General features: G+C 45.6%; 17 protein-coding genes. 16 read left to right on the top strand and 1 reads right to left on the bottom strand.

Annotation, left to right across the window (positions count from 1 at the left end; genetic code table 11):
• Window positions 1–6 precede the first annotated feature (6 nt).
• The 12 genes from RB160_RS08400 (at window position 7) to RB160_RS08455 (ending at window position 10,519) form a co-directional block, all read left to right on the top strand.
• Entirely contained in the window at window positions 7–1,113 is a 1,107-nt protein-coding gene (locus RB160_RS08400) for a prephenate dehydrogenase (RefSeq protein ID WP_316569793.1), read from the top strand.
• 41 nt (window positions 1,114–1,154) lie between these two features.
• Window positions 1,155–2,426 carry a 3-phosphoshikimate 1-carboxyvinyltransferase gene (gene aroA / locus RB160_RS08405; protein WP_316570044.1) on the top strand — a complete coding sequence of 424 codons (1,272 nt, stop codon included), beginning with the start codon at window positions 1,155–1,157 and terminating at the stop codon, window positions 2,424–2,426.
• 177 nt (window positions 2,427–2,603) lie between these two features.
• Window positions 2,604–3,500, top strand: a complete 897-nt coding sequence (locus tag RB160_RS08410; protein ID WP_316569794.1) for a hypothetical protein — start codon at window positions 2,604–2,606, stop codon at window positions 3,498–3,500.
• 21 nt (window positions 3,501–3,521) lie between these two features.
• Window positions 3,522–4,781 carry a tetratricopeptide repeat protein gene (locus tag RB160_RS08415; protein WP_316569795.1) on the top strand — a complete coding sequence of 420 codons (1,260 nt, stop codon included), beginning with the start codon at window positions 3,522–3,524 and terminating at the stop codon, window positions 4,779–4,781.
• 33 nt (window positions 4,782–4,814) lie between these two features.
• On the top strand, window positions 4,815–5,381 hold the full coding sequence (locus RB160_RS08420) for a ReoY family proteolytic degradation factor (RefSeq protein WP_053366951.1): 567 nt from the start codon (window positions 4,815–4,817) through the stop codon (window positions 5,379–5,381).
• A gap of 108 nt (window positions 5,382–5,489) precedes the next feature.
• Window positions 5,490–5,951 carry a YpiF family protein gene (locus RB160_RS08425; protein WP_316569796.1) on the top strand — a complete coding sequence of 154 codons (462 nt, stop codon included), beginning with the start codon at window positions 5,490–5,492 and terminating at the stop codon, window positions 5,949–5,951.
• A 146-nt stretch (window positions 5,952–6,097) separates the two neighbouring features.
• Window positions 6,098–6,601 carry a Rieske (2Fe-2S) protein gene (locus tag RB160_RS08430; protein ID WP_316569797.1) on the top strand — a complete coding sequence of 168 codons (504 nt, stop codon included), beginning with the start codon at window positions 6,098–6,100 and terminating at the stop codon, window positions 6,599–6,601.
• Between the two features lie 16 nt (window positions 6,602–6,617).
• Window positions 6,618–7,292 carry a menaquinol-cytochrome c reductase cytochrome b subunit gene (gene qcrB / locus RB160_RS08435; protein WP_316569798.1) on the top strand — a complete coding sequence of 225 codons (675 nt, stop codon included), beginning with the start codon at window positions 6,618–6,620 and terminating at the stop codon, window positions 7,290–7,292.
• 133 nt (window positions 7,293–7,425) lie between these two features.
• Window positions 7,426–8,193 carry a menaquinol-cytochrome c reductase cytochrome b/c subunit gene (locus tag RB160_RS08440; protein ID WP_316569799.1) on the top strand — a complete coding sequence of 256 codons (768 nt, stop codon included), beginning with the start codon at window positions 7,426–7,428 and terminating at the stop codon, window positions 8,191–8,193.
• 95 nt (window positions 8,194–8,288) lie between these two features.
• Window positions 8,289–8,879, top strand: a complete 591-nt coding sequence (gene lhaT / locus RB160_RS08445; protein WP_316570045.1) for a lipoprotein heptaprenylglyceryl N-acetyltransferase LhaT — start codon at window positions 8,289–8,291, stop codon at window positions 8,877–8,879.
• Window positions 8,880–8,991: 112 nt separating this feature from the next.
• On the top strand, window positions 8,992–9,786 hold the full coding sequence (gene ypjB, locus RB160_RS08450) for a sporulation protein YpjB (protein WP_316569800.1): 795 nt from the start codon (window positions 8,992–8,994) through the stop codon (window positions 9,784–9,786).
• Between the two features lie 58 nt (window positions 9,787–9,844).
• Complete coding sequence (locus RB160_RS08455) at window positions 9,845–10,519, top strand: zinc metallopeptidase (RefSeq protein ID WP_316569801.1); 675 nt, start codon at window positions 9,845–9,847, stop codon at window positions 10,517–10,519.
• 84 nt (window positions 10,520–10,603) lie between these two features.
• On the opposite strand, the gene RB160_RS08460 is transcribed toward RB160_RS08455, so the two are convergent.
• On the bottom strand, window positions 10,604–11,476 hold the full coding sequence (locus RB160_RS08460) for a YitT family protein (RefSeq protein ID WP_316569802.1): 873 nt from the start codon (window positions 11,474–11,476) through the stop codon (window positions 10,604–10,606).
• A gap of 198 nt (window positions 11,477–11,674) precedes the next feature.
• Between RB160_RS08460 and RB160_RS08465 the strand changes: the two genes are divergently transcribed.
• Genes RB160_RS08465 through bshB1 form a run of 4 tightly spaced genes read left to right on the top strand, consistent with a single transcriptional unit; the run spans window position 11,675 to window position 13,951 of the window.
• A complete protein-coding gene (locus tag RB160_RS08465; protein ID WP_316569803.1) occupies window positions 11,675–12,016 on the top strand; it encodes a nucleotide pyrophosphohydrolase in 342 nt (113 codons plus the stop codon).
• Window positions 12,017–12,019: 3 nt separating this feature from the next.
• Entirely contained in the window at window positions 12,020–12,820 is an 801-nt protein-coding gene (gene dapB, locus RB160_RS08470; RefSeq protein ID WP_316569804.1) for a 4-hydroxy-tetrahydrodipicolinate reductase, read from the top strand.
• A gap of 11 nt (window positions 12,821–12,831) precedes the next feature.
• Window positions 12,832–13,251: a methylglyoxal synthase gene (gene mgsA, locus RB160_RS08475; protein WP_316569805.1), complete on the top strand. Its 420-nt coding sequence runs from the start codon at window positions 12,832–12,834 to the stop codon at window positions 13,249–13,251.
• The gene (gene bshB1, locus RB160_RS08480) at window positions 13,238–13,951 is read left to right on the top strand and encodes a bacillithiol biosynthesis deacetylase BshB1 (protein WP_316570046.1); all 714 of its coding nucleotides are present in this window, start codon (window positions 13,238–13,240) and stop codon (window positions 13,949–13,951) included. Before mgsA ends, bshB1 begins: the two co-directional genes overlap by 14 nt.
• The last annotated feature ends 1 nt before the right edge of the window (window position 13,952 follow it).

The following is a 13,952-nucleotide window of genomic DNA, read 5'->3' on the forward strand; positions in this document are numbered from 1 at the left end:
CGAAAATTGAAAGGCAATGTTTTGATCATCGGATTAGGGCTCATTGGGGGTTCATTGGCACTTTGCATTAAGAAAGCGCACCCGAATGCCAAAGTATTCGGGTTTGACGTTAGGGACCGGCAAGCAGAACTTGCAAAAATGCTTGGCGCAATCGATGTCATTTCCGGAACCATTAGCGAGGGGGCAGAGGACGCGGATTTAATCATTATTTCGGCTCCTGTCAGGGAAACGGCGAAAATTATAAAGGAGCTGGAATCGTGCCCGCTAAAGGAATCGGTCATAATTTCGGATACCGGAAGTACAAAAAAGGAAATAACCCGTCTAGCGGCGTCTTTAAAACAAAAAGGTTTTACGTTTGTCGGCGGGCATCCAATGGCAGGGTCGCATAAAAGCGGAATTACGGCAGCCAAAGAAATCCTTTTCGAAAATGCTTTTTACATATTGACTCCGGAAGATTCACGTGAGAGGGAAAGTGCCGCTACGGTAATGGAATGGCTGAAAGGAACCAAAGCCAGGTTCCTGGAGCTTTCCCCTGATGACCATGATTACCTGGCGGGTGTCATAAGCCACTTTCCGCATATCATAGCGGCTTCGATAGTCCATCAGACAAAAAGCCTTACCAGGAAGAATGAATTGCTCCCAAGGCTTGCTGCTGGCGGATTCAGGGATATTACAAGGATTGCATCAAGCAGCCCGGAAATGTGGCGTGATATCCTGCTCCACAATAAAGAAGTGCTTCTCGAATTACTAGATTTATGGCGAAAGGAAATGGATCGGGTAAGCGGCCTTCTCCTTGAATCAAATGAAGAGGCGCTGGCCGCCTATTTTTCGGAAGCGAAAAAATTCCGGGACGGGCTACCTGTCAAAGAAAAGGGAGCGATTCCGGCCTTTTATGATTTGTATGTCGACATTCCGGATTATCCAGGGGTAATCTCCGAAATAACTGGCTATCTGGCGGAAGAAAAGATCAGCATTACGAATATCAGGATTATCGAAACGAGAGAAGATATAAACGGTGTCCTTGTCATTAGCTTTCAGACTGAAAAGGATAGGGAGAGGGCGGAGGAGTGCATTCAAGCATGCGCATCTTTTCCTACCTCGTATGAACTTTAAAGATAATCCTGGAGGTGTGTGAATTGAATCAAGTGAACATAATGCCTGTGAGTTCAGGCCTATCCGGCGAACTCAGGGTTCCTGGTGATAAGTCCATTTCCCATAGGGCTGTCATGTTCGGTGCGATTGCACATGGAACGACTACCGTGAGGAATTTCCTCCCGGGCGATGATTGCCTAAGTACAGTTTCCTGTTTCCAAAAACTTGGGGTAACCATTGAAACAGCCGGCACCGATGTGAAAATCTCCGGAAAAGGGCTTGAAGGTCTTCGTGAATACAATGGCCTACTGGATGTAGGCAATTCTGGTACGACTATTAGGCTAATGATGGGACTGCTTTCTGGCACTCCATTTGTTTCCAGGCTTACTGGGGATGAATCGATTGCCAAGAGGCCAATGAACCGGGTTGCGGCCCCTCTAAAGGAAATGGGCGCGACAATCGATGGCAGGGAAAACGGCAAGTTTATCCCGATTACAATCACAGGGGGCAGTCTGAAAGGAATTTCGTATTCGCTTCCTGTTGCGAGCGCTCAAGTAAAATCGGCCATCCTCCTTGCGGGACTACAGGCGGAAGGGGAGACGTCCATTACCGAAATCGCACCGACAAGGGACCATACAGAGAAGATGATCCGCCTGTTCGGAGGAAAAATTAAAACATCCGGCAAGACAGTCACGATTGAAGGCGGGCAAAAACTATACGGTACGGATGTTGAAGTTCCTGGCGACATCTCATCGGCTGCCTTTTTCCTGGCTGCCGGGTCACTTGTTCCGGGAAGTGAAATCATTCTGAAAAATGTTGGTTTGAATTGGACTCGTACAGGGATTCTTGATGTCCTTGAAAAGATGGGAGCCGACTTTTCCATTATCCGAACATCAGGCGATACGTTTGAACCATCAGGAGATATCCTTATAAAGCACTCCCGCCTAAAAGGTACAACGATTGGCGGTGACCTGATTCCAAGGCTTATCGATGAATTGCCAATCATTGCTCTTCTTGCCACACAGGCAGAAGGAGAAACAATCATCCGGGATGCGTCCGAGCTGCGGGTGAAAGAGACCGACCGGATTGAAACCGTCGCCGGCGAACTGAGAAAGCTTGGAGCGGAAATCGAGACCACTCCAGACGGGATGATCATTACCGGTGGAACGAAGCTAGGGGACGGAACCGTAACAAGCCATGGCGACCATCGGATCGGTATGATGCTCGCCGTTGCTGGACTTGTATGCAAAAGCGGGATTGAACTTCACGATACCGAAGCCATAGCCGTCTCCTACCCTGACTTCTTCATTCATCTGGACAGTTTGAAAAAATGAATCCCCCACACTTGATGGGATATTAGTTCTTGTGTCCTGAGACTTTTTGAAAGTGGCGCCAGTATCTTTATTGGCGCCTATTTTTAATATTAAATCACAGTTTTTTTAGCTATTTGCACCAGCATATTTTTTCCCATTTCGCATAGCTTGTCTTAAGACTTGCTAAAGGGTGATGGGATGCCTTACATTATTGAAAATGCCACTATTTTAAGGGAAGCTGGCCGCCTGCGCCAATCCATTCTAACGGACGGGAAAAAAGTGTCCTCTGTCCGTGGGGATTTGCCAGCATATTCGTACATGAAAATGAATGTTGAAGCGTTTTTGATGACTCCGGCATATACAGTCCTTGATGGGGGTTTATCAGACATTCCAACTGGGGGAGCAAAAGCAAATATCGAAGAAAGATATTTAAAAAATGGATGTACGACAATACTAACCTATGCGAAGGTAGACTATGAAAGGCAGATTGGCGAAAAGCTTGCAGTTGTTTCGGAAAACCTGGCGGGAATTCCGGCCGATTATGCGATAGGAATCAAAATTCCAATCGGCTTATTGTGCCCATCTGTATTGAGGGAGTGCAAAAGGAGGAAACTCCCTGCTGTTTTTGTTGAATTTTCCTCTGCCGGCCATCTTGAACAAATTCCGTGGAGCTGGATAAGGGAGGCGCTTTTTCCCTATAATTGCCCACTTATTCCGATAATACCGCTTCAGGAGGTAGGGCAGAAGAAAATACTTTTTGCAAAGTGGAAGAAGGTCATGGTCACGGAAAGGATTCCTTCACTGCATGATGAACTTGAGGAATGTGTACCAATTGGTTCCCAAGCCTTGAACCAGATGGGCATATTTCCTTGGAGATCCAGCCTGATGCACAATGCCGAGTTAAGCTATAATTTATATTGGAATCATGAAATGGACGATGCGGATGAAAAGTCATTATTCCTCTATCATGGTGATAAGCTTGCGATGACAGTCCAGAGAGGCAAAATAATCCGGATTGGGGACACAACTGATTTTTCAGAAGGAAGTGGGGAATATATTAAGGTTAAAACCCATTCCTTTTTCGCCGTAAAATAAAAGGGTTCGGAGCGAGAAAAGATGGAAAAAACGAATAAAATTATTGATTTGCTTGAAAATGGCCAACATAAGGAAGCTATCGAGGAATATAATGAAGTATTAAAAAGCGGGGTACCCGAGGAAAAATTCCTTCTGGCTGAAAGGCTTATGCAATACGGGTTCCTACAGGAGGCCATTGCCCTCTTTGAAAACCTCCTTTTGTATTACCCGGGGGAGGGGGAGATTATCGTCCTTCTCGCAGAGGCTTATGTAGATATTGGGGAGGAAGAAAAGGCAATTCTGTTGCTTGAGGAAATTGAAGCGGATGACCCTTCCTACGGGGAAGCACTTATCCTCCTTGCCGACTTATATCAGCTTCAGGGATTGTATGAAGTGAGCGAGAGAAAGCTTAGGAGCGCAAAGGAGGCATTGCCAGATGAAACGGTGGTGGACTTCGCGCTCGCAGAATTATATAGTTCCATGGGGGGAATGAAAAAAGCAATTGAATTTTATGAGAAAGTTTTAAAGTCGGAAGACGAGTTCGCAGGTGTCAGTATCCATCAAAGGCTTGCGGAATGCTTAAGTGCTTCCGGGGCTTTTGAGGACGCGATGCCGCACTATGAAAAAGCACTAGAAAACAGGGTAGAAATCAATACATTGTTCGGCTGCGCCTTCACAGCGCTCCAGGCCGGATACAACAGGACAGCTATCGAGAGATTCGAGGAATTGAAGCATCTTGATCCGGAGTATCATTCCCTTTATCTACATCTTGCCCATGCCTATGAAAGGGAAGAGATGCTGGACAATGCATTGCAGGCTGTCACCGATGGAATTAGGAAGGATGATTTCAATAAGGATCTCCACTATTTTGGTGGAAAGCTTGCTTTGAAGCTTGGGAGGCAGGAGGAGGCAGAACAACTTTTAAGAGAAGCACTAGCCCTTGATCCCGGCTTTACTGAAGCAGCCCTTATACTCAACAAGCTGTTTATACACCAGGAAAGGTATGAGGATGTTATTGACCTGATCCAGGCTGTTGATATGGAGGAACATGCTGAACCGCAATTTCATTGGGATGCCGCTGTGGCATTCGAGCATCTTGAGGAATACGGAAAGGCACGGGAAAACTATGAAGCCGCGTATCCTTATTTCAAAAATAATGAAAATTTTATGAATGATTACGGATATTTTTTAATTGAAGAAGGAAAAACCGCACTGGCTGCCGAAATTTTTAAAGAGCTATTAAGGCGGAATCCTGTAAATGCAGAATATGCCGACCTTGTTGAACGCCTGTCCCAGAATTAGTAAAGTTTAAACTCGCAGAGGAGGGAAACGATCATGGCAACCCCTGTATCTGTCAACGAGAAAAAGGACTTTATCAGATGGTTTTTGAACCATTACCAGTTAAAGAGAAGAGAATGCGTGTGGATCCTGAATTATCTAATGAGCCATGACCAGTTGATGGAGAAGGTGCATTTCGTCGAACAGGCCCAATATTGCCCGAGGGGCTTGATTATGTCCGCCCATTGCACAGACAAAGTGCCATTCCGGTTTTATAAGGAAAATATTATGACCACCGATGCGGAAAAATCTTTCCACGATATCCGGCTGAACAGGGACGAAGAAATTTATATCCAGCTGAATTTCAATGCGTCGAATAAAGTCCATCAGTATGCCGCGGTTCTTGAGGATAATCCGTATGTCCCTAGGCATTTGCAGGTCAATGAGAAGGACCGGGCCGATGCGGAGAAATTCCTCCTGCATAGCATTCAACGCTTTAACCAGGAAAAACTTCTGTTGCTGATCGACGAGGCTCTAGATAAACAGGACAAGGAAGCTTTCCTTGCCTTTACCGAGCAGTTGAATAAACTGAAAAAAGACCAGCCAAACGGAAGCCTGCTCTAAGCAGGTTTTTTCTTTATAGTAGAAAAATATGTGCAAAATTTGCCATAGCACCTTGATTTTCATGGTATGATAAGTGAAGCAAAGTTGATAAGAGTGAGGAGAAGAAGAATGAAATGGTCTACAGAGGATATAAAATCCTATTCCGAAGCAAAAGAGTATGTCGACACAGCCATTATCCCTCTAATTGGCCTTGATTTAGGAGATGGGATATCACAGTCGGCATCAATGGCGGAGTATATAGGCCTTCTCGCTGCGCAGCTGGAAAGGCAGTTTACCGGCAGGCTTTTGCTGCTGCCTCCCTTTACATACTTGAAGGATGAAGATCCAGGAGTTCTTGCCGAACGCCTGGGACGCTGGGAAGAACGGCTTGCCGAAGCAGGATTGCGCCATGTGTTTCTCCTTACATCAGACCAGTCATGGCGGGAGGTGGAAGGAAAGTTTAAAGGTTCTCTTATCTGGCTGCCGGCCCTTCCGCTGGCAACAATGGAAGATAATCAAAAGGTACTCCTGATAAACGACCAGGTGAAGCAGCTTATGCAGTTGTTTACCGCAAGATGGCGTGCGGAATAAGTCCTCTATCGGGATGCCAACTAATAAAAGTTCACAAAATAGTATAATATTGACCTTGCAATAAGATTGATATATCATGATAATGTCCTAGTTAATATATGTTAATTGTCCTATGGACTTAACTTGTGAACAGAGGGGGGAGAACCATGAGTAAGCATCGAGTTTCAAGAAGGCAGTTCCTTAGTTATACATTGACGGGAGTGGGTGGTTTTATGGCCGCCGGAATGCTGATGCCGATGGTCCGTTTTGCTATTGATCCTGTCTTAAGGGCTGACGAAGAGGGCGATTTCATTCCGACATCCCAAAAAATGGCGGACATTACAAGCGAACCTGTACGGGTTGATTTCACTTTTAAACAAAAAGATGCCTGGTATGAATCTGATGTTACGAACACTGCATGGGTGTATAAGGATGATGATGGAAAAATCGTCGCTCTTTCACCTGTATGTAAGCACCTAGGTTGTACTGTTGGCTGGAATAATAGTGAAGAGCATCCAAATGAATTCTTTTGTCCATGCCATGATGGCCGTTATTACAAGAGCGGTATAAACGTTCCAAACACTCCGCCAATGGCGCCGTTAGATGTATACCCTTACAAGGAAGTAGACGGCTATCTTTATTTAGGAAAGGCAAAGCCGAGAAAAGCGTAGAAAGGAGGCGTAATCAATGTTAAACAGAATTTACGATTGGGTGGATGAACGTTTGGATATTACGCCCCTGTGGCGCGATATCGCAGACCATGAAGTCCCCGAGCACGTTAATCCAGCCCATCATTTTTCCGCGTTTGTTTACTGTTTTGGGGGATTGACGTTCTTTGTTACAGTTATTCAAATCCTGTCCGGAATGTTCCTGACCATGTATTATGTGCCAGATATTAAGAATGCCTGGCAGTCAGTCTATTACTTGCAAAACGAGGTTGCCTTCGGGCAGATCGTTCGCGGCATGCACCACTGGGGTGCGAGCCTTGTCATAGTCATGATGTTCCTACATACGTTGCGCGTATTTTTCCAGGGCGCATACAAAAAACCGCGTGAATTGAACTGGATTGTCGGCGTGCTTATTTTCTTTGTCATGCTGGGCCTTGGCCTTACAGGCTATCTGCTTCCTTGGGATATGAAAGCACTTTTCGCGACTAAAGTAACGCTTCAAATTGTTGAAGCTACCCCGCTTATCGGGCCACAGCTAAAAGCGCTGATGGCTGGCCATCAAGAAATCGTAGGGGCACAGACAATCTCGAGGTTCTTCGCAATCCATGTATTCTTCCTGCCTGGCGCATTGCTTGGACTAATGGGAGCGCACTTCCTGATGATCCGCAAGCAGGGCATCTCGGGACCGCTATAAGTTGAAATAATCGGACCTTAAGGGACAGTTGCCCCCTAGGGCTTGCTGTCCCTTAAGAGTGGAGAAAAATTCTTAAATAGGAACTGGACTGTCTGGTTCTGCTCTATGCTACGAAAGAGGAGGGGATTGTTCGATGCATCGCGGTAAAGGTATGAAGTTCGTTGGCGATTCACGTGTCTTGGCGCCATCCGAGCGAACACCTATGATTCCTAAAGACTACTCTGAATACCCCGGAAAAACGGAAGCCTTTTGGCCGAACTTCCTTTTGAAGGAATGGCTTGTCGGAGCCGTTTTCCTGGTTGGTTTTTTATGTTTGACAGTGGCACATGAACCGCCGCTTGAAAGGATAGCCGATCCAACAGACGCGAGCTATCTCCCGTTGCCTGACTGGTATTTCCTGTTTTTGTACCAACTGCTTAAATACTCCTATGCTGCCGGACCATATACAGTCATAGGCGCAATGGTCATTCCTGGCCTAGCTTTTGGCGCCCTTTTGCTTGCGCCATTTATCGACCGCGGGCCTGAACGCAGGCCATCAAAACGCCCTGCCGCCACGGCATTCATGCTTTTGGGAATAGCCAGTATTTTTTTCCTGACCTATCAGTCTGTAGCCACCCATGACTGGGACGCAGCCAAAAGGCAGGGTGAAATTATTCAGGGGATTGACAAAGATGCTGAGGGATATAAAATCTATGAAGCCCAAGGCTGTATTAGCTGCCATGGCGGAGAGCTCCAAGGAACCGCTATGGGACCAAAGCTGATCGACGAGGAGTTCCCAGCTGACCACGTTGCGGAAGTCGCCGTAAAAGGTTTTGGCGATATGCCTGCAGGGATCTTTAAAGGGACCGATGAAGAGCTTGAAAAGCTGTCTGAATACATTTCTACGCTAAAAAGCGAGTAGAGTGAAAAGCTGGTGAAGGAATTTCGCCAGCTTTTTTCTATCATTGTTTTATGATACGATTTTTAAACATAAACTGAAAAGGCGGAAATTTTGTGATAAAGCAGTTATATCCTTTTCTTGCATACCGGCCGTTCTTATGGCTTCTGCTCATTGTCAATATTTTGGGTACTGCCTATGGATACTACTGGTATGACGGGCAACTTGAACAAACCCCATCCATCTTTCTCGCTTTTGTGCCGGATAGCCCGACGGCAAGCCTGTTTTTCGTATTTGTTCTAATTGCTTTTTTATGGGGGAAAAACTGGCCATTGGTTGAAGCTCTCGCAATTGTTACTTTAATAAAATACGGGATATGGGCTGTCGTCATGAATTTGCTCGTTTTGGCTGTAACCGGGGACTTGGGCTGGCTCGGGTGGATGCTCGTTGGCTCCCATTTTGCGATGGCGGTCCAGGGGCTTCTTTATGCTCCCTTCTACCGTATAAAGTGGTGGCATTTAGCCGCCGCCGCTGTTTGGACACTGCATAATGATGTCATCGATTATGTGTTTTTCATGATGCCGAGATACGAAGTTCTCAATTTGTATATGCAAGAGATCGGCTATTTTACATTTTGGCTGTCCATAGCATCGATTTTTATTACTTGGTATTTTTGCGTAAGGCCTGGAAGCAGACAATATGATCTTTAGGGATGCTAAATAGGTTGTAATCCATATTGTATTTCTATGCTACCATCCTGGACAAGTTCTAGACTTGTCCTTTTTTTCATACATTCTATTAGTATGAGAGGGGTGGCTATAAATGAAGCTTAAATACTTCCTATTTGTCTTGTTAATAGTATTATTTCCGGTCCAGGTTTTGGCTGACAGCCAGCCTGCGGGAATAGAACAGCTTGATACACTATCCGATGATGCCTTTCAAATGGTTAAGAACCAGCGGTACGAGGATGCCAAGAAACTGTTGAATTATTTTTCTGAACAACTTCAAAGTATGAGTCCCGGACTTATCCCTTTTTCAGCTGACGAGGCAAGGATTGTCTCCATGTCGCGCGACGAAGCGTTGGATGCAGTAGCCAGCCCTACACTGGAATACAGCGAAAAGGTGAATAAAGTGACCCGTTTCAGGCTGGTCATGGATGCTCTTGCTACTTCCCGGGACCCGCTCTGGACCGAGCTCGAAGACCAGGTCATGGGGGCTTTTTCGGGGGCAAAAAAAGCCGCGTTTGATGGGGAACCAATGGCCTTCCATGCAAACGTAAATTCCTTTTTATCCTTATATGATTTGATTTATCCAAGCATGAAAATCGATATTCAGGCGAATTCTATGAAAAAGCTTGATGCCAAAGTTGATTTCCTCTCGGCATTTAGTCCTTCCAAACCCGCGAGCGAGTCGGAAAGGGCGGAGCTTGATGAACTGGAGGCAAGCCTTCAGAACATATTTGCCGGGATTGAGGAGGATGAAGCGGACCCTTCGATTTGGTGGGTCATTATTTCGACGGGAGGCATCATTATCCTGACTTTGTCGTATGTTGGCTGGAGAAAATACAAAGCCGATAGGGAAGCTGCTCGAAAACGCTCGATTAAGCTAAAAGATTGACATTGGCTCCTTCCCCAAATAAAATTTTATACAACAAGATATTTTGGGAGGCAAATGAATGTTTATCCTTTATTTCGCATTGATTATCCTAATCCCTCTTTGGGCTCAAATGAGGGTAAAGGGAGCGTTTAAAAAATACTCGCAAGTAGCATCTTCATCAAGGAAAACGGGTGCGGAAGTAGCCAGGGAAATCCTTCAGGCAAATGGCATTTACGATGTGAGGATTGAAGAAGGCAGGGGATTTCTCAGCGACCATTATGATCCAAGGGCAAAGGCGATCCGGTTATCCCCGGATATTTATCATGGCCATTCGCTCGCTGCTACCGCAGTAGCTGCACATGAAGTTGGCCACGCTATCCAGGACCAGCAGGATTATGCTTTCCTCCGTTTCAGGCACGCGCTTGTTCCAGTCGCCAACCTGGGAAGCAATTTCTCATGGATTTTGATTTTAATTGGAATTCTGGCTCACCTGCAAGGTATGCTCCTTTTAGGAATCGCCTTCATGGCGGCAGCTGTTTTGTTCCAGGTCATTACTCTTCCTGTTGAATTCAACGCATCTTCAAGGGCGATGGACCAGGTTATTGCACTAGGAATTATTCGAAATGAAGAGGAACGGAATACGAAGAAAGTGCTTGACGCAGCGGCATTGACGTATGTGGCGGCCGCCGCGGTTGCAGTGCTCGAACTTGCTAGGTTGATCCTCATCTATACCGGAATGAATCGAGAAGAATAAGAAAAGCGGAAGCGCTAGACAAATTTTCAATATTCTTATCTTTTAAAAGAGCGGGCCAATTGGCTCCGCTCTTTTTCTTATCTCTTAAATTTCAAAAGGGTTTTTGTTCGCATCGAGTGTAAAGCCCTCGCCAAGGACGTCGTGGACAGCTGTAACAGAAACGAAGGCGTGAGGATCTACAGACGTCACAACATTCTTAAGCCTGATAATTTCGTTTTTGGGGACGACGCAGTAAAGGATTTCCCTCTCGTTTTTTGTGAAATATCCATAGCCTCTCAATACTGTAACGCCGCGGTCAAGGTCGCTCATGATTTTTTCAGCTATTTCCGTATTTTTCTCGGAAATAATCATCGCTCCCCTTGCCGAATAGGCTCCTTCAGCCATCACATCGATAACCCTTGCACCGACGAAAACCGCCACCAGTGTATACATCGCTTCCCTATAATTCAAGTAAGTCAGAAGTGAAGCAAGTATGACGAGCGCGTCAAACATGAACATTGTCCGGCCCATGCTGATGCCCCAATACTTTTGGGCGACCCGAGCAATAATATCAACTCCTCCAGAAGTACCGCCAAATCTGAAGATAATCCCGAGGCCGACTCCTAAGCAAACGCCAGCAAATAAGGCAGCGAGCAGTAGGTCGTCTTTTAGGGACATATTAAGGGGGACCTTTTGGAATATCCATAGAAACACCGAAACCCCGACAGTCCCAATGACTGTATAAAAGAAGGCTTTACGGCCGAGCAGCTTCCAACCCAGAAAAAAGAGGGGGATGTTTATCAGGAGGTTCGTATAGGCGGGATTGAATTTAAACAAGAAGTAAAGAAGGAGGGTTATCCCGGTTACTCCGCCTTCCGCGAGCTTGTTTTCAATATTGAAATTAACGATTCCAAACGACATAATGGCCGTGCCAAGCAAAATCAAAAAGATATTTTTCAGTTTAAGGCCAAATATCATGGTGTTTCCTCCCTTGCCATATTTTGCCCAATACAAAGCGGATTTAATTATAGCGGATAAAAAGGTTTCGGGCAATTGCGGGTAAAATCCTTCTTGTGCAATAATATTGTAAACGGAAAATAATTTAGCTAACATGAAAGCTATAGCCTTTGGGAAATTTCCCTAAACATAATTGACTTACATATTGGAGTGGTTTATATGGCCGAAAAGACCGTCATGCAACTGCAAAGAGAAGTGGATGAGCATATTGGCCAGTTTAAGGAAGGCTATTTCAGCCCGCTGGCCATGATGGCGCGGCTTACCGAAGAACTTGGCGAGCTGGCCCGTGAAATTAATCATTATTATGGTGAAAAACCCAAGAAAAAAACGGAAAAAGAAAAAACAGTTGAAGAAGAAATCGGCGATTTGCTGTTTGTCCTAATCTGCCTGGCCAATTCATTGAATATTGACCTTCAGGAAGCCCATGACATCGTTATGGAGAAGTTCAGGACAAGGGATAAAGACCGCTGGACAAAAAAAGAGCTTACGGATGGAGTGTAGGGGATGGAAAATATCAGGATGGTAATAGCCGGCCCGCGTGGCAGGATGGGGTCGGAAGCTGTAAAGCTAGCCGCCGAAACGAACGGGTTTGAACTTGTGGCGGTTCTTGACCGAAAGAACGATGGCAGAAAACTTGGGGAAATCGGACATTTTCCTCTTCCAGAAGTACCGGTATATTCAGATATTGAAGAATGCCTTCAATCGGTTAAGGCTGACGTCCTTGTTGACCTGACTGTGCCAGAAGCGGGAATGCACCATGCTAGGACCGCATTGGTACATAACGTTAGGCCAGTAATCGGGACAACCGGTTTTAGCACGGAAGATCTTGAGGAGCTTAAAGAACTTTCCGCTGAAAAGGGAATTGGGTGTATTATCGCCCCAAACTTTGCGATAGGGGCCATCTTGATGATGAAATTTGCCAAAATGGCCGCAAAATACTTTGAAAATGTCGAAATTATTGAAATGCACCATGACAAAAAACTAGATGCTCCTTCAGGAACTGCAATTAAAACAGCCCAACTGATTTCGGAAGAAAGGGAGGCAAGGAAACAGGGCCATCCCGATGAAAAAGAAACGTTGCCAGGAGCGAGGGGAGCGGATATCGAGGGAATGAAAATCCATTCCGTCCGCCTTCCGGGACTGATTGCCCATCAGGAAGTGCTATTTGGGTCTGATGGCCAGACACTTAAAATCCGCCACGATTCCTATACAAGGGCTTCGTTTATGTCTGGAGTAAAAACAGCGGTGGAAACGGTCATGAAAATCGACTCATTCGTATATGGACTTGAAAATATTATGGAATAGGTGAAGAGACAGTGAATATAGCATTAATCGCCCATGATAAAAAAAAGGATGACCTGGTCCAGTTTGCTGTAGCGTACAAGGAGATATTTGCGAAACATTCCTTGTTTGCTACGGGTACAACTGGGAAGCGGATAACCGAAGCTACAGGACTTGAAGTGACAAGATTTCAATCCGGTCCCCTTGGCGGCGACCAGGAAATCGGCGCAATGGTCGCAAAAAACCAACTGGATTCGATTTTCTTTTTCAGGGATCCGCTTACTGCCCAACCCCATGAACCCGATGTCAGCGCCCTGTTGCGTCTTTGCGATGTGTATTCCATTCCACTGGCTACAAATATGGGTACTGCCGAAGTCCTAATCAAAGGAATTGAGGATGGCCATTTGGAATGGAGAGCAATTGCGAAGGGGAGCAAAAATGATGGGAGTATCTAATGGGGTTGACATTCTCACATTTGGCGCCCATGCCGACGATGTTGAAATCGGGATGGGCGGTACGATTGCGAAATTTTCTGCCCGAGGGAAAAAAATAGTCATCTGTGATTTGACGCGGGCAGAATTATCTTCAAACGGAAATACAGAAACGCGGAAAAAGGAAGCTGAAGAAGCAGCAGCCTTCCTTGGCGCAGAGCGGTTGGCACTTGACCTGCCCGACAGGGGTCTGTTCATTAACCAGGAATACATAAAGAAAATTGTTACCGTAATAAGGGAATACAGGCCAAAAGTAGTTTTTGCACCATATATGGAAGATAGGCACCCGGATCACGGGAATTGCGCGCGCCTTGTCAGAGAGGCGTGTTTTTCGGCGGGAATCAGGAAATTTGAAGATGAAGAGTGTTTGCCGCCTCACAAGGCTGCTTACCTTCATTATTACATGATCAATGGATTTCATGCCCCTGATTTTCTTGTTGATATTTCAGATTTTATGGAAAAGAAAAAGGTGGCTCTGAATTCATATAAAAGCCAGTTTGTCAAAAGTTCGGATAGTTTCGACACTCCGCTTGTCAATGGATATATCGAATCCATCGAAGCGAGGGAAAGCCTTTTTGGAAAACAGGCAGGTGTCCGATTTGCAGAAGGGTTTAAAGCGGGTTCTGCCCCGCTGATTGACCTGGATTTGATTGGAGCAAATTAGC

This window comes from Neobacillus sp. YIM B06451 (genome assembly GCF_032667185.1).
Classification (GTDB): Bacteria; Bacillota; Bacilli; order Bacillales; family Cytobacillaceae; genus Bacillus_D.

Bases quoted from the DNA above. Each gene is read 5' to 3' on its own strand.
- RB160_RS08460 (WP_316569802.1), bottom strand. From the start codon at position 11,476: ATGATATTTGGCCTTAAACTGAAAAATATCTTTTTGATTTTGCTTGGC.
- ypjB (WP_316569800.1), top strand. From the start codon at position 8,992: ATGAAGCTTAAATACTTCCTATTTGTCTTGTTAATAGTATTATTTCCG.
- RB160_RS08415 (WP_316569795.1), top strand. From the start codon at position 3,522: ATGGAAAAAACGAATAAAATTATTGATTTGCTTGAAAATGGCCAACAT.
- RB160_RS08420 (WP_053366951.1), top strand. From the start codon at position 4,815: ATGGCAACCCCTGTATCTGTCAACGAGAAAAAGGACTTTATCAGATGG.
- RB160_RS08440 (WP_316569799.1), top strand. From the start codon at position 7,426: ATGCATCGCGGTAAAGGTATGAAGTTCGTTGGCGATTCACGTGTCTTG.
- bshB1 (WP_316570046.1), top strand. From the start codon at position 13,238: ATGGGAGTATCTAATGGGGTTGACATTCTCACATTTGGCGCCCATGCC.
- RB160_RS08455 (WP_316569801.1), top strand. From the start codon at position 9,845: ATGTTTATCCTTTATTTCGCATTGATTATCCTAATCCCTCTTTGGGCT.
- qcrB (WP_316569798.1), top strand. From the start codon at position 6,618: ATGTTAAACAGAATTTACGATTGGGTGGATGAACGTTTGGATATTACG.
- RB160_RS08465 (WP_316569803.1), top strand. From the start codon at position 11,675: ATGGCCGAAAAGACCGTCATGCAACTGCAAAGAGAAGTGGATGAGCAT.
- aroA (WP_316570044.1), top strand. From the start codon at position 1,155: ATGCCTGTGAGTTCAGGCCTATCCGGCGAACTCAGGGTTCCTGGTGAT.
- RB160_RS08425 (WP_316569796.1), top strand. From the start codon at position 5,490: ATGAAATGGTCTACAGAGGATATAAAATCCTATTCCGAAGCAAAAGAG.
- RB160_RS08430 (WP_316569797.1), top strand. From the start codon at position 6,098: ATGAGTAAGCATCGAGTTTCAAGAAGGCAGTTCCTTAGTTATACATTG.
- dapB (WP_316569804.1), top strand. From the start codon at position 12,020: ATGGAAAATATCAGGATGGTAATAGCCGGCCCGCGTGGCAGGATGGGG.
- RB160_RS08410 (WP_316569794.1), top strand. From the start codon at position 2,604: ATGCCTTACATTATTGAAAATGCCACTATTTTAAGGGAAGCTGGCCGC.